Here is a 12,677-nt window from a genome sequence, read left to right on the forward strand (position 1 = left end):
GGGCGTGGCTACTCCTGGTTATCGGTTGGCTGTGCGGGCCGGGATCTGCTGGGTCGGTATCGCCGGGTCGCCGTGCGACAACATCAGACCCTCCCAGGGCAAGCTTCGCAAGCCCGACGCCACCAGCTTGCGCGCCACGCCCAAATCCACGTCGGCCACGGATTCGCCGTCGCGCGCCAGGGGGACCGTCAACACCCGGCACGGCTCGGCGGCCTCGGGCGGGTGGCCGGCGGGGTACACGATCTCCTCGGTGATCGTGCCGGTCGGGCGGCTCGTCCGCAGAGCTTCTTTGTGCCCGCCGTGGGACTCCTTGCGGGCGCTGCGCTTCTGCACCGGGATGCCGTCGACCTCGACCAGCTTGTAGATCATGTTCGCGGTCGGCGCGCCGGACCCGGTGACCAGCGAGGTCCCCACCCCGTAGCTGTCGACCGGCTCGGCCCGCAGCCCGGCGATCGCGAACTCGTCAAGGTCACCGGAGACCACGATCCGGGTCTGTGTGGCGCCCAGCCGGTCCAGCTGCTCGCGGACCTGGCGGGCCAGCACACCCAGCTCGCCGGAGTCGATGCGCACCGCGCCGAGCCCGGTCCCGGCGGCCGCCACCGCATTGTCGACGCCGGCCGTCACGTCGTAGGTGTCGACCAGCAGCGTGGTTTCGGCACCGAGCGCCTCAACCTGGGCACGGAAGGCGGCCGGTTCGTCGGGCCCGCTGGGGCCGGTGTGCAACAACGTGAATGAATGCGCGGCGGTGCCTTCGGCGGGCACGCCGTAGCGCCGCTGCGCTTCGAGGTTCGATGATGCGGCGAAGCCGGCGATGTAGGCAGCCCGGGCCGCCGCGACGGCGGCTTGCTCGTGGGTGCGTCGGGAGCCCATCTCGATCAGCGGCCGGCCGGCCGCGGCGCTGACCATCCGCGCGGCCGCCGATGCGATCGCGCTGTCGTGGTTGAAAATCGACAGCGCGAGCGTTTCCAGCACGATGCATTCGGCGAAACTGCCGTGCACCGAAAGCACCGGCGATCCCGGGAAGTACAGCTCGCCTTCGGCGTAGCCGTCGACGTCGCCGCGGAACTGGAAATCGCGAAGGTAGTCCAGCGTCCTCGGGTCGAGGAACTCGGCCAGCGACGTCAGCGCCGCGTCGTCGAACCTGAAGTGCGGCAACGCTTCCAAGAAGCGGCCGGTGCCGGCCACCACGCCGTAACGCCGCCCGTCGGGCAGCCGGCGGGCGAACAACTCGAACGTGGTCCGCCGCGCCGCGGTGCCGTCGCGCAGCGCGGCGGCCAGCATTGTCAACTCGTACTTGTCGGTCAGCAGCCCAGCGCAGGCCGAGTCGTCCACACCGCAACGGTATCGGGTGCGTGGTCGGTATCCTGGGAGCCATGGTTGCGTCAGCGCCGACTAAGCCGGGAACCAGTGGTGCCCAGCAGGTCGATCCCGTCGACGTCACGGCTAGTCCGTGGGTCACCATTGTGTGGGACGACCCGGTCAACCTGATGAACTACGTGACGTACGTTTTCCAGAAGTTGTTCGGCTACAGCGAGCCGCATGCCACCAAGCTGATGTTGCAGGTGCACAACGAGGGCAAGGCCGTGGTGTCGTCGGGCAGTCGGGAATCGATGGAGGTCGACGTGTCCAAGCTGCATGCCGCGGGCCTGTGGGCCACCATGCAGCAGGACCGGTGAGATCGAGGCGTGCGCAAGTGGAAGCGGGTCGAAACCGCTGACGGTCCCCGTTTTCGGTCCGCACTGGCCCCGCACGAGGCGGAGTTGCTCAAGAGCCTGGTGGGCTCGATGATGGGCCTGCTCGACGAACGCGAATCCTCTTCGCCGCGAGACGAACTCGAGCAGATCACCGGGATGAAGACCGGCAACACCGAACCCCCGAACAACGAGACGCTGCGGCGGCTGCTGCCGGATTTCTACAAGCCCGACGACGACGCGGAGGACTCCGCAGAAAGCCTGAACGCTGCGCTGCGCAGCCTGCACGAGCCGGAGATCATCGAAGCCAAACGTGTTGCGGCACAGCAACTATTGGATACGGTTCCCGACGACGGCGGCCGGTTCGAGTTGACCGAGGACGCCGCCAACGCCTGGATCGCAGCCGTCAACGACGTCCGGCTGGCGCTGGGCACCATGCTCGACATCCGACCCGACGGGCCGGACCGGCTGCCCGACGACCATCCGCTGGCCCCCCATCTCGACGTCTACCAGTGGCTCACCTTTCTGCAGGAATACCTGGTGCTCGCGCTGATGGGGTCCCGGTGAATTCGATCACCGACGTCGGGGGCATCCGGGTCGGACAACACCATCGGCTGGACCCGGACGCCACCCTCGGCGCCGGGTGGGCAAGCGGCGTCACCGTCGTCCTGACCCCGCCGGGCACCGTCGGCGCCGTCGATTCCCGCGGCGGCGCACCCGGCACCCGCGAGACCGACCTGCTCGATCCGGCCAACACCGTGCGCTATGTGGACGCGGTGCTGCTTGCCGGCGGCAGCGCTTACGGGCTGGCCGCCGCCGACGGCGTGATGCGCTGGCTGGAGGAACACGACCGCGGCGTCGCGATGGACGGCGGCGTGGTGCCGATCGTGCCCGGCGCGGTCGTCTTCGACCTGCCGGTCGGCGGCTGGGGTTGCCGGCCGACCGCCGAATTCGGCTACGCCGCCTGCGAAGCGGCCGGCGCCGACTTCGCCCTGGGCAGCGTCGGCGCGGGCACCGGCGCCCGGGTAGGGGTCCTCAAGGGTGGCGTGGGAACGGCCTCGGTCACGCTGCCGTCGGGTGTCACCGTCGGGGCGGTCGCAGTGGTCAACGCCGCGGGCGAGGCCGTCGACACCAACACCGGGCTGCCATGGCTGACGTACCTGATCGACGAGTTCGGGCTGACGCCGCCGCCGGCCGAGCAGATCGCGGCGTTCGCGCAGCTGAACGCGGAGCAGAGCCCGCTGAACACCACGATCGCGGTGGTCGCCACCGACGCCGCGCTCAGCCCGGCCGCCTGCCGCCGGGTCGCCATCGCCGCCCACGACGGCCTGGCCCGGACCATCCGGCCGTCGCATACCCCACTCGACGGCGATACGGTATTCGCGCTGGCCACCGGCGCCGTCGAGGTGCCGCCCACCGAAACGCCGGCCGCACTCTCCCCGGAGACCGCGCTGGTCACCGAGGTCGGCGCGGCGGCGGCCGATTGTTTGGCCCGCGCGGTGCTGGACGGTGTGCTGGCCGCCGAGTCGGTGGCCGGAATACCGACCTACCGGGACCTGTTGCCGGGAGCATTCAAGTCTGGAGGAGTCTGACGTGCTGGTGATTCGTGCCGACCTGGTCGACGCGATGGTCGCCCACGCCCGCGCCGACCACCCCGACGAGGCCTGCGGTGTGCTGGCCGGCCCCGAGGGCTCGGATCGACCGGAGCGGCATATCGCGATGGTCAACGCCGAACGCTCGCCGACGTTCTACCGGTTCGACTCGGCCGAGCAACTCAAGGTGTGGCGCGCGATGGACGAAGCCGACGAGGTGCCGGTGGTCATCTACCACTCGCACACCGCGACCGAGGCCTACCCCAGCCGCACCGATGTGAGCCTGGCCGCCGAACCCGAGGCGCACTACGTGCTGGTGTCCACCCGCGACCCCGAGCAGCACGAGCTGCGCAGCTACCGCATCATCGACGGCGTCGTCACCGAAGAGCCCGTCACCATCGTTGAGGAGTACTGATGAGCGTCACCGTGTCCATCCCGACCATCCTGCGTACGCACACCGGCGGGGAGAAACGCGTCGAGGCCAGCGGCAACACGCTGAAGGCGGTGATCAGCGACCTGGAGGCCAACTACTCGGGCATCTCCGAGCGTCTGGTCGATAACGGCAAGCTGCACCGCTTCGTCAACATCTACGTCAACGACGAAGATGTGCGGTTCTCCGGCGGGCTGGACACCACGATCGCCGACGGCGACTCGGTGACGATCCTGCCCGCCGTCGCCGGCGGCTAGCGTGACCCGCTACGACTCGCTGCTGGGCGCGCTCGGCAACACCCCGCTGGTCGGCCTGCCGCACTTGTCACCCCGCTGGGACGACGAGCCGCACGTGCGGCTGTGGGCCAAGCTCGAAGACCGTAACCCGACCGGGTCGATCAAGGACCGGCCTGCGCTGCGGATGATCGAGCAGGCCGAGGCCGACGGGCTGCTGAAGCCGGGCGCGACGATCCTGGAGCCCACCAGCGGCAACACCGGCATCTCGTTGGCTGTGGCGGCCCGGCTGAAGGGCTATCAGCTGATCTGCGTGATGCCGGAGAACACGTCGATCGAACGACGCCAGCTGCTCGAGCTCTACGGCGCGCAGATCATCTTCTCGCCCGCCGAGGGCGGCTCCAACACCGCGGTCGCCAAAGCCAAGGAACTGGCCGCGGCCAACCCGTCGTGGGTGATGCTCTACCAGTACGGCAACCCGGCCAACACCGACGCGCACTACTACGGCACCGGCCCCGAGCTGCTGGCCGACCTGCCGGAGATCACGCACTTCGTCGCGGGGCTGGGCACGACGGGCACGCTGATGGGCACCGGCCGGTTTCTGCGCGAGCACGTCCCCGATGTGCGGATCGTCGCCGCCGAACCCCGTTACGGCGAGGGCGTCTACGCGCTGCGCAACATCGACGAGGGCTTCGTGCCGGAACTGTACGACCCGGATGTGCTGACCACCCGCTACTCGGTCGGCAGCGTCGACGCGGTGCGCCGCACCCGGGAACTGATCGAAATCGAAGGCATCTTCGCGGGCATCTCCACCGGCGCCGTGCTGCACGCCGCACTCGGGGTGGCCGCGAAGTCGGTCAAGGCCGGCGAGCGTGCCGACATCGCGTTCGTCGTCGCCGACGCCGGCTGGAAGTATCTGTCCACCGGCGCCTACGCCGGTACCTTGGACGAAGCCGAGGACGCGTTGGAGGGCCAGCTATGGGCGTGAGTCGACCGGTGGTGCCGCCCGCCCAGCAACCCAAGAAGCGTTCGACCGTGGTGGTCGGCGGGGCCACGATCATCAGCTTCGTGGTACTGCTCTACGTCGTCGAACTTATCGATCAGCTCGGCGGACATCAGTTGGACCGCAACGGAATTCGCCCACTGGAGACCGACGGACTGTGGGGCATCGTCTTCGCCCCACTGCTGCACGCGAATTGGGCGCACCTGGCCGCCAACACCGGCCCCGCGTTGGTGCTCGGTTTTCTGGTGACGCTGGCCGGGCTGTCGCGCTTTCTGTGGGCGACGGCGATCGTGTGGATTCTCGGCGGCTTCGGCACCTGGCTGATCGGCGACGTCGGCTCGCCGTGCGGGGAGACCGACCACATCGGCGCGTCGGGCCTGATCTTCGGGTGGCTGACCTTCTTGTTGGTGTTCGGGTTTTTCACCCGCTCGGGCTGGCAGATCGTGATCGGGATCGTGGTGCTGTTCCTCTACGGCGGGGTGCTGTGGGGTGCGGTGCCGGTGCTCAACGTGTGCGGCGGCGTGTCGTGGCAGGGCCACCTGTGCGGCGGGATCGCCGGGGTGCTGGCGGCTTACCTGTTGTCCAGCCCGGAACGTAAGGCCCGGGAACGCCGACGGGCATTGCCGCGATGAGCAATGCGTTGGCGCCCGTCGGGATCTTCGACTCCGGCGTGGGCGGATTGACGGTTGCCCGCGCGATCATCGACCAGCTGCCCGACGAGGACATCGTCTACGTCGGCGACACCGGCAACGGCCCGTACGGCCCGCTGACCATTCCCGAGATCCGCGCCCACGCGTTGGCCATCGGCGACGACCTCGTCGAGCGCGGCGTCAAAGCCCTTGTCATTGCGTGCAATACGGCATCCTCGGCGTGCCTGCGCGATGCCCGCGAGCGCTACGACGTGCCCGTCGTCGAGGTGATCCTGCCCGCCGTGCGCCGCGCCGTCGTCGCCACCCGCAACGGCCGCATCGGGGTCATCGGCACCCAGGCGACCATCACCTCGCACGCCTACCAGGACGCGTTCGCCGCCGCCCGCGACACCGAGATCACCGCGGTGGCGTGCCCGCGGTTCGTCGACTTCGTCGAGCGCGGCATCACCAGCGGACGGCAGGTGCTCGGTCTGGCGGAGGGTTACCTCGAGCCTCTGCAGCGTGCCGGTGTCGACACGCTGGTGCTCGGGTGCACGCATTACCCGCTGCTGTCGGGCCTCATCCAATTGGCGATGGGCGACACCGTCACGCTGGTGTCCAGTGCCGAGGAGACCGCCAAGGAATTGCTGCGGGTGCTCACCGAACGCGACCTGTTGCGCCCGCATGATGCGCCGCCGGCGACCCGCGTCTTCGAGGCCACCGGCGACCCCGAGGCGTTCACCAAGCTGGCGGCGCGGTTCCTCGGACCGGCCGTCACCGGGGTCCATCCGGTTCATCGTCACGTCGGGATATCGAGATAGTCGCCGTCGCGTAGTAAAGCCGTGATGTTTTCGCCAACAGGGTGCCGAACATGGCACAGTAGTCAGCGTGCGAATGACCGTCCTCGGCTGCTCCGGCAGCGTGGTGGGTCCTGATTCGCCGGCATCGGGATATCTGCTGCGGGCGCCGGACACTCCACCGCTGGTCATCGACTTCGGGGGAGGCGTCCTGGGGGCGCTGCAACACCAAACCGATCCAAGCTCGGTGCATGTGTTGTTGTCGCATCTGCATGCCGACCACTGCCTCGATTTGCCGGGACTGTTCGTGTGGCGCCGCTACCACCCGACGCCGCCGACGGGCAAGGCGTTGATGTACGGCCCGAGCGACACCTGGTCGCGGCTGGGCGCGGCGTCCTCGCCGTACGGCGGGGAGATCGACGACTTCTCCGACATCTTCGACATCCACCACTGGGTGGACAACGAGCCGGTGACGTTGGGCACGCTGACGGTGCTGCCGCGGGTGGTGGCGCACCCGACCGAGTCGTATGGCCTGCGGTTCACCGATCCCGACGGAGTGTCGTTCGTCTACAGCGGCGACACCGGCTACTGCGACGCGCTCATCGAGCTGGCCCGCGACGCCGACGTTTTCCTGTGCGAGGCGTCGTGGACGCACTCGCCGCATCGTCCCGGCGGCCTGCACCTGTCCGGCACCGAGGCGGGCCGGGCCGCGGCGGAGGCCGGTGTGCGGGAGCTGCTGCTCACCCACATCCCGCCGTGGACATCCCGCGAGGACGTGATCAGCGAGGCCAAGGCCGAGTTCGACGGGCCGGTGCATGCGGTGGTGTGCGGCGAGACCTTCGAGATCCTGCACTCGGGCAGCCCTACGAGCTGAACGGTTAGGGTGGGCGGCGTGTCCAGACGAGAAGACGGCCGCCTCGACGACGAGCTTCGCCCGGTGGTCATCACCCGCGGCTTCACCTCACATCCGGCGGGTTCGGTGTTGGTCGAATTCGGCCACACCAAAGTCATGTGCACGGCAAGCGTCATCGAGGGCGTGCCGCGCTGGCGCAAAGGGTCCGGTTTGGGTTGGCTCACTGCCGAATACGCGATGCTGCCGGCGGCCACCCACACCCGCGGCGACCGCGAATCGGTGAAAGGCCGCCTGTCCGGCCGCACCCAGGAGATCAGCCGGCTGATCGGACGGTCGCTGCGGGCCTGCATCGACCTTGCGGCGTTGGGGGAGAACACAATTGCGGTCGACTGCGACGTGCTGCAGGCCGATGGCGGCACCCGCACTGCCGCGATCACCGGTGCGTACGTCGCACTGGCGGACGCGGTGACCTACCTGTCGGCGGCCGGCAAACTGTCCGATCCGCGGCCGGTGTCGTGCGCGATCGCCGCGGTCAGCGTCGGCGTGGTCGACGGTCGCATCAGGGTGGATCTGCCCTACGAGGAGGACGCGCGCGCCGAGGTCGACATGAACGTCGTCGCCACCGACACCGGGACGCTGGTCGAGGTGCAGGGGACCGGCGAGGGTGCGACGTTCCCGCGCTCGACGCTGGACAAGCTGCTCGACGCCGCGCTGGGCGCGTGCGACAAGCTGTTCGCCGCGCAACGCGACGCGTTGGCGTTGCCGTATCCCGGTGTGCTGCCCGAAGGCCCCCCGCCGCAGAAGGCGTTCGGAAGCTGACCCGGCTGCTGGTCGCCAGCCGCAACCCGAAGAAGCTGGCCGAGCTGCGGCGGGTGCTGGATGCGGCCGGGCTGACGTTGGAGTTGGTTTCACTCAACGACGTCGCGCCGTTCGACGAAGCGCCGGAAACCGGTGCCACATTTGAAGATAACGCGCTGGCCAAGGCCCGCGATGCGTTTGCCGCGACGGGGTTGCCGTGCGTCGCCGACGACTCCGGGCTGGAAGTGGACGCGTTGAATGGCATGCCGGGGGTGCTGTCGGCGCGGTGGTCAGGTGTGCACGGCGACGACGCCGCCAACACCGCGCTGCTGTTGGCGCAGTTGCGCGACGTGCCCGACGAGCGCCGCGGCGCGGCGTTCGTGTCGGCGTGCGCGCTGGTGTCAGGGTCGGGCGAAGTCGTGGTGCGCGGCGAGTGGCCGGGCAGCATCGCTTACGAGCCGCGCGGCGACGGTGGCTTCGGCTACGACCCGGTGTTCATCCCCGATGGCTCGGATCGCACGGCGGCGCAGCTCAGCCCTGACGAGAAGGATGCAGCGTCGCACCGTGGCCGCGCGCTGCGGCTGTTGCTACCGGCGTTACGTGAGCTTTGAGCCGCGCCGTCGCGACTGTGCGGTTTCATACGCGACGCGCCGGTGTGGCCGTATCAAACAGCACAGTCGGCGGGCTATAGCCCGAAGCGCGCCTTCACATTTCGCGTTTGGAAGTGCTCGACGATGATGCCGAGTAGCGGAATGGTGCCAGCGAGTAGCACGCCGATCGTCTTGCCGATCGGCCAGCGGACCTTGACCGCGAGGTTGAACGCGGCCAATACGTAGACGAAGTACACCCAGCCGTGCACGACTTCGATCCACCGGATCTCGTGATGGAAGACCAGGTGCGAGACGATCTCGTAGCACAGCGCGATCAGCCAGATGCCTGTCGTCCACGCCATGACTCGGTAGCCCAGCAGCGCGGTGCGGATCTTTTCTGCCGGCACGGTCCCCGGTGTCGTCATGTGGTAGTCCTCTTCTGTTTCTGGTGATCGGCCTTGGCCAGCTGGGCCAGGTACGCGTTGTACTCCCGCAGTGCGGGATCGTCGTCCGCTTGGGTTACGGGTTTCGGTCGTTCCGGCAGCAGTCCGTCAGGTATCTCTGTCATGGCATGGTCGTGCGACGGCTCCGGCGGTGCTTCTTCGTAGCGGACGAATTTGCGGTAGGCGTACACACAGAATCCGGCGAACAGCGGCCACTGCAGTGCATAGCCGAGGTTCTGGAAGGTGCCCGACGCCGACTGAAACCTCGTCCACTGCCACCAGCCCAACGCCAGACAACCGCAGGCAGCGACGATGACGAGCGCAACAAGCGGCCATCTCCGACGCCGTGTAGTGGACACGGTTAGACGGTACCGCTCAACGCTTCGGTCCGACGAACTCGTCGAGTCGTGCCACCGCCGCATCGCGATAGATGGCGACCTGGTATTCGCCGGGCAGTGTCCACGGAATGCCGAGCTCGTCGAGCGCCGTGCAAAACAAGCCGCGGATGTCGTCGGAGCGGTTCGAGAAGTGGTAGCGAACGCTTCGGACACCGCGGTCGTTGGCCACCACTCGGCAGCCATCGCTGTCGATCAGGCCGCGAATGAACTCTTCGGTCGCTTCCTTGACGAGTACTTCCTGCCAGGGCTCCAGCCGTATTGGTCTCAAGTGCTTGCGGCCTGGACCGTGCTGTGGGAGAAGGCAGGGCCAGTGCTTCGAGTACAGCGAGACCTCGACGCATCGACTCTTACGACGTAGCGTCGCCGCCCGCTGTCCTGCCATCAGGACGTCCATCGCCTCGCGACAACGGTCAACGATCGCAGGGTATTTGGCGTCGAGAATGATTCTTAGTCGCCAGGCGCGGGGATGGCGTGAGATGCAGCCATCGCCGAGATAGAGGCCAAGTAAGTAGCAGTACACAGCTGCCGGGAGCGCGGCAAAATCATGATCGATACCGCGGGCCGACGAGCCCCTGCAATTCCTTGCTCGAGTTGGTGGCCGCTGCCGCCAGCCCCCCACCGTGGGTCGTGGAATGCCGGTCTGTCGTGCGATTGCGCAGTCGTTCAGGCCGGCCGCGATGAGGTGCTGCACAGCTTCGAATTCCTCCGCGGATCTCATGAACCCTCCTGGCGTTGGAACTCAAACTAGGCCGCGGCACCGACAGGTTCCTCGCCCGATTGCGGCGATAGGATCGTTCGGCATGCGGGCGTGGCGAAATCGGCAACCGCGCGGGTTTTAGGTGCCCGTGCTCGAAAGAGCTTGAGGGTTCGAGTCCCTCCGCCCGCACAACTTTTTGCGCAGGCCAGAGCGTGTTTTGCTTGCCAGAGCCGGCCTTCGTGGACACATTTTGGGCAAACTTTCCCGGCGAGTACCTGGCGTGCAGGCTCTCAGCAACTACATCGAGGTCGGTGTCGAACAGGTCTGCGTAGACCCGCAGCGTCACCGATGGGTCTTTGTGTCCGAGCATGCGCGCCATGGCCAGCACGTTGACGCCAGCACTGACGGCCAGCGATGCACACGTGTGCCGCAGGTCATGTGGCGTCACCTGTTGCACACCGGCAGCCTTCGCCGCCAGGGTCAGCCAGCGGTCAGAGCTTTTCGGACGTTGCAGATACATGCCATAGCGGTTAGTGAACACCGGATCGTCGGCAGCCTCGCCCTTGCACTGCACCGATAGCTCGTTCAAGACGAACTCGGGCACCGGAGCCGAGCGGGCCTCGCGGCCTTTGGTGGGTCCGACGACGTGTTGTGAGCCGATCTGGACCGCATTGGTATGCACCGAGATACGACAACGCAGGAATCCCGCAAGTCACCCTTGAGCGGCGGGAATGAACGCGATGGCGTGCGGCGTGTTGATGATCGAATTGCCGGCCAGGATCACCAGCGCCACTTGCACACCGCCCAGCAGCACAGTCAACCTACTGCCCTGTTAGCCTCGGATGCGCGCCGTCACCAGCCATGCCGCCCACAGGATCAACTCCAGGAAGGGCGCGGTGCCGACCACGCTAGCCGGGTACGGGATTGTCGGAAAGAGAACAATCATCGGAAACAGCCACAGCACAACGCCGATGGTGAACCCGACGACCACCCAACCGGCGATCAGCGCACGGCTAAGTGAGCGAATCTTTAGATGTCGCTTCAAGTTTCCGTGCAACTTGCCTGCCCTTGTCGGTGAGTTCCATCCAAGCGGACCAAACCCACGCAGGCGGGTCATCATATTGAGTGATGTAGACGTTGGAAATCTTCTGTATCAATTCGTCGAGCGGCGTGTTCCAGGTAACTAAACGCCCATCTTCACCTGACAGATCGCCTAGCACGAACAGTCCTTCGCTGACCAGGGAACGAATCACCGCTATGGTTTCGTTCTGCACGTCGGTCGCGGACGCCGACGGGTTCCATTGGGTCACAGATGAATCAACAGCAGTAAGCGGCAACGCGCCCTCCAATGCGCCGAGGAGTAGCTCGTCGCGTACTTTCTCACGTGCAGTAATCATTCGCTAAATCCTTGGCTCTCAATCATTCTGGCTCGTATTCGGGCAGGTCGGACATGTCGTCTCTGCCGAGTACCGGTGGACCGTGGTGGCTATGAGGCGGCTGAACAGGATGCGGAAAAGCATTTGGATCGCTCGGCCCCATGGGTACAAACGGTTCGGAGGGCGCGGGGCGCGGCGCTGGCGGTTCCACAGGTGCAGCCCCAACCGGTGCACGCGGCCCAGGCGCAGCCCCTTCCGGTGCACGTGCACCCGGCGATCCCCCTTCGGGTGGCCCCGGCGCACGGCCGGGAATGTCTGGAACGCCGCCCCGTGATGGATTGATGTGGACCTTCGTATACGTGTTGTCAGGTGTGCGGATATCCATCGTCGGCCCGTGCTCGTCGCTTTCGCGTATCCCTACGATGGTGCCGTCAGGCAGCATCCGCTCGGTTCCCGGGTAGCTGCTTCCGGCGCGTTGCGTCCCACCTTCGCTAGCCCAGTTCCACAAGTTCCGAAGGTCTTGCTCACTGCGAACCTCCGCGATGAACGGGGCGGTGCCCTTCGGCAAGTTTTTGATCGCGTCGCGGACATCTTGGTCTGTATGTCCGGGGCTGAGCGTCGGAGTTGGTCCTTGTTTCCAGTCGACAAGCTGAATCCCGTTGTGCTGCTTGTTCTCATCGCCGTCCATGCCGTAGCCCATGGCCGACGCCAACTCCGCAGCCCGCTCATCATCGGTCGCGGTGTACTTCGCGGCTGCGGTGTGAATGTTGGTTGAAATGTCGTTGAGCACTCGGACCTGTGCGTCGGCAGCCTGTTGGAACCGGGTGATTGCCGACTGAGCAGCTTCGGCTGCGGTGCCCTGCCAATACTCATCTAGGCCGGTGGCTGCCTGTTCCACGCGGGTGATTTCAGCTTTCAACTCCCCGGCGATGCGCTCGAAGTTCGCGGCCTCTATCACGAAGGCGACGGGGTCGGTCGTCAACTGCGCCGCCATGAGCGGAGTCTAGCGGGATTGGTTGGGGCTACTGATCGAAACCTTCACTGAGGTCGCGTCCTGGCTAGCTCGCCTAAGCCTGAATCCGTGGACGGTCGGTCGTTGGTGATCGGCGTGGGAACCACGAAAATGCCTCCTGAACTGGGACAATAC

General features: G+C 66.8%; 18 protein-coding genes, 1 tRNA gene and 1 pseudogene. 12 read left to right on the forward strand and 8 right to left on the reverse strand.

The window, feature by feature from the left end:
* Positions 1–18: 18 nt before the first annotated feature.
* Complete coding sequence (locus tag AWC14_RS03135) at positions 19–1,386, reverse strand: nicotinate phosphoribosyltransferase (RefSeq protein ID WP_428838935.1); 1,368 nt, start codon at positions 1,384–1,386, stop codon at positions 19–21.
* Here AWC14_RS03135 and clpS point away from each other — a divergent pair.
* From clpS to rdgB, 11 genes are all read left to right on the forward strand, one after another.
* Complete coding sequence (gene clpS, locus AWC14_RS03140) at positions 1,374–1,676, forward strand: ATP-dependent Clp protease adapter ClpS (RefSeq protein WP_045383948.1); 303 nt, start codon at positions 1,374–1,376, stop codon at positions 1,674–1,676. The genes AWC14_RS03135 and clpS overlap by 13 nt on opposite strands.
* A gap of 9 nt (positions 1,677–1,685) precedes the next feature.
* Positions 1,686–2,258, forward strand: a complete 573-nt coding sequence (gene aosR, locus AWC14_RS03145; RefSeq protein ID WP_045383951.1) for an oxidative stress transcriptional regulator AosR — start codon at positions 1,686–1,688, stop codon at positions 2,256–2,258.
* A complete protein-coding gene (locus AWC14_RS03150; RefSeq protein ID WP_045383953.1) occupies positions 2,255–3,283 on the forward strand; it encodes a P1 family peptidase in 1,029 nt (342 codons plus the stop codon). Before aosR ends, AWC14_RS03150 begins: the two co-directional genes overlap by 4 nt.
* Before the next feature lies 1 nt (position 3,284).
* Positions 3,285–3,698 carry a M67 family metallopeptidase gene (locus AWC14_RS03155; RefSeq protein ID WP_045383955.1) on the forward strand — a complete coding sequence of 138 codons (414 nt, stop codon included), beginning with the start codon at positions 3,285–3,287 and terminating at the stop codon, positions 3,696–3,698.
* Positions 3,698–3,970, forward strand: coding sequence for a MoaD/ThiS family protein (locus tag AWC14_RS03160; RefSeq protein WP_045383957.1), 273 nt, complete (start codon positions 3,698–3,700; stop codon positions 3,968–3,970). The genes AWC14_RS03155 and AWC14_RS03160 overlap by 1 nt, the downstream gene beginning before the upstream one ends.
* 1 nt (position 3,971) lies before the next feature.
* Positions 3,972–4,934, forward strand: coding sequence for a cysteine synthase (locus tag AWC14_RS03165; RefSeq protein WP_045383960.1), 963 nt, complete (start codon positions 3,972–3,974; stop codon positions 4,932–4,934).
* On the forward strand, positions 4,925–5,581 hold the full coding sequence (locus AWC14_RS03170) for a rhomboid family intramembrane serine protease (protein ID WP_045383962.1): 657 nt from the start codon (positions 4,925–4,927) through the stop codon (positions 5,579–5,581). Before AWC14_RS03165 ends, AWC14_RS03170 begins: the two co-directional genes overlap by 10 nt.
* On the forward strand, positions 5,578–6,399 hold the full coding sequence (murI, locus tag AWC14_RS03175; RefSeq protein WP_045383965.1) for a glutamate racemase: 822 nt from the start codon (positions 5,578–5,580) through the stop codon (positions 6,397–6,399). The genes AWC14_RS03170 and murI overlap by 4 nt, the downstream gene beginning before the upstream one ends.
* Positions 6,400–6,472: 73 nt before the next feature.
* On the forward strand, positions 6,473–7,249 hold the full coding sequence (locus tag AWC14_RS03180) for a cyclic nucleotide-degrading phosphodiesterase (protein WP_045383967.1): 777 nt from the start codon (positions 6,473–6,475) through the stop codon (positions 7,247–7,249).
* 18 nt (positions 7,250–7,267) lie between these two features.
* Positions 7,268–8,047 carry a ribonuclease PH gene (gene rph / locus AWC14_RS03185; protein ID WP_045383980.1) on the forward strand — a complete coding sequence of 260 codons (780 nt, stop codon included), beginning with the start codon at positions 7,268–7,270 and terminating at the stop codon, positions 8,045–8,047.
* Complete coding sequence (gene rdgB, locus AWC14_RS03190; RefSeq protein WP_045383983.1) at positions 8,044–8,637, forward strand: RdgB/HAM1 family non-canonical purine NTP pyrophosphatase; 594 nt, start codon at positions 8,044–8,046, stop codon at positions 8,635–8,637. The genes rph and rdgB overlap by 4 nt, the downstream gene beginning before the upstream one ends.
* Positions 8,638–8,711: 74 nt before the next feature.
* Here rdgB and AWC14_RS03195 read toward each other — a convergent pair whose 3' ends face one another.
* Genes AWC14_RS03195 through AWC14_RS03205 form a run of 3 tightly spaced genes read right to left on the reverse strand, consistent with a single transcriptional unit; the run spans position 8,712 to position 10,175 of the window.
* Entirely contained in the window at positions 8,712–9,041 is a 330-nt protein-coding gene (locus AWC14_RS03195; RefSeq protein ID WP_045383969.1) for a DUF3817 domain-containing protein, read from the reverse strand.
* Positions 9,038–9,418, reverse strand: a complete 381-nt coding sequence (locus AWC14_RS03200; RefSeq protein ID WP_045383972.1) for a hypothetical protein — start codon at positions 9,416–9,418, stop codon at positions 9,038–9,040. Before AWC14_RS03200 ends, AWC14_RS03195 begins: the two co-directional genes overlap by 4 nt.
* Before the next feature lie 16 nt (positions 9,419–9,434).
* A complete protein-coding gene (locus tag AWC14_RS03205; RefSeq protein WP_045383975.1) occupies positions 9,435–10,175 on the reverse strand; it encodes an LAGLIDADG family homing endonuclease in 741 nt (246 codons plus the stop codon).
* An 84-nt stretch (positions 10,176–10,259) separates the two neighbouring features.
* On the opposite strand from AWC14_RS03205, the gene AWC14_RS03210 reads away from it, so the two are divergent.
* Positions 10,260–10,343: transfer RNA gene (locus AWC14_RS03210), tRNA-Leu, on the forward strand.
* Between the two features lie 187 nt (positions 10,344–10,530).
* On the opposite strand, the pseudogene AWC14_RS29395 reads toward AWC14_RS03210, so the two are convergent.
* The 4 genes and pseudogenes from AWC14_RS29395 to AWC14_RS29400 all read right to left on the reverse strand — a co-directional run.
* Positions 10,531–10,836, reverse strand: a pseudogene (locus AWC14_RS29395) (tyrosine-type recombinase/integrase); the annotation flags it as partial.
* A gap of 150 nt (positions 10,837–10,986) precedes the next feature.
* The gene (locus AWC14_RS29915; RefSeq protein ID WP_268811726.1) at positions 10,987–11,118 is read right to left on the reverse strand and encodes a hypothetical protein; all 132 of its coding nucleotides are present in this window, start codon (positions 11,116–11,118) and stop codon (positions 10,987–10,989) included.
* A gap of 49 nt (positions 11,119–11,167) precedes the next feature.
* Positions 11,168–11,551 carry a hypothetical protein gene (locus AWC14_RS03220; protein ID WP_235216024.1) on the reverse strand — a complete coding sequence of 128 codons (384 nt, stop codon included), beginning with the start codon at positions 11,549–11,551 and terminating at the stop codon, positions 11,168–11,170.
* Positions 11,552–11,573: 22 nt separating this feature from the next.
* Positions 11,574–12,524 (reverse strand): WXG100 family type VII secretion target, encoded by a 951-nt coding sequence (locus tag AWC14_RS29400; protein WP_069601550.1) that lies wholly within the window; start codon positions 12,522–12,524, stop codon positions 11,574–11,576.
* Between the last annotated feature and the right edge of the window lie 153 nt (positions 12,525–12,677).

Origin of the sequence: Mycobacterium kyorinense, assembly GCF_002101735.1 — a bacterium.
Lineage (GTDB): Bacteria > Actinomycetota > Actinomycetes > Mycobacteriales > Mycobacteriaceae > Mycobacterium > Mycobacterium kyorinense.

Bases quoted from the DNA above. Each gene is read 5' to 3' on its own strand.
- murI (WP_045383965.1), top strand. From the start codon at position 5,578: ATGAGCAATGCGTTGGCGCCCGTCGGGATCTTCGACTCCGGCGTGGGC.
- clpS (WP_045383948.1), top strand. From the start codon at position 1,374: ATGGTTGCGTCAGCGCCGACTAAGCCGGGAACCAGTGGTGCCCAGCAG.
- AWC14_RS03205 (WP_045383975.1), bottom strand. From the start codon at position 10,175: ATGAGATCCGCGGAGGAATTCGAAGCTGTGCAGCACCTCATCGCGGCC.
- AWC14_RS29400 (WP_069601550.1), bottom strand. From the start codon at position 12,524: ATGGCGGCGCAGTTGACGACCGACCCCGTCGCCTTCGTGATAGAGGCC.
- AWC14_RS03180 (WP_045383967.1), top strand. From the start codon at position 6,473: ATGACCGTCCTCGGCTGCTCCGGCAGCGTGGTGGGTCCTGATTCGCCG.
- AWC14_RS03195 (WP_045383969.1), bottom strand. From the start codon at position 9,041: ATGACGACACCGGGGACCGTGCCGGCAGAAAAGATCCGCACCGCGCTG.
- AWC14_RS03220 (WP_235216024.1), bottom strand. From the start codon at position 11,551: ATGATTACTGCACGTGAGAAAGTACGCGACGAGCTACTCCTCGGCGCA.
- AWC14_RS03170 (WP_045383962.1), top strand. From the start codon at position 4,925: ATGGGCGTGAGTCGACCGGTGGTGCCGCCCGCCCAGCAACCCAAGAAG.
- AWC14_RS03160 (WP_045383957.1), top strand. From the start codon at position 3,698: ATGAGCGTCACCGTGTCCATCCCGACCATCCTGCGTACGCACACCGGC.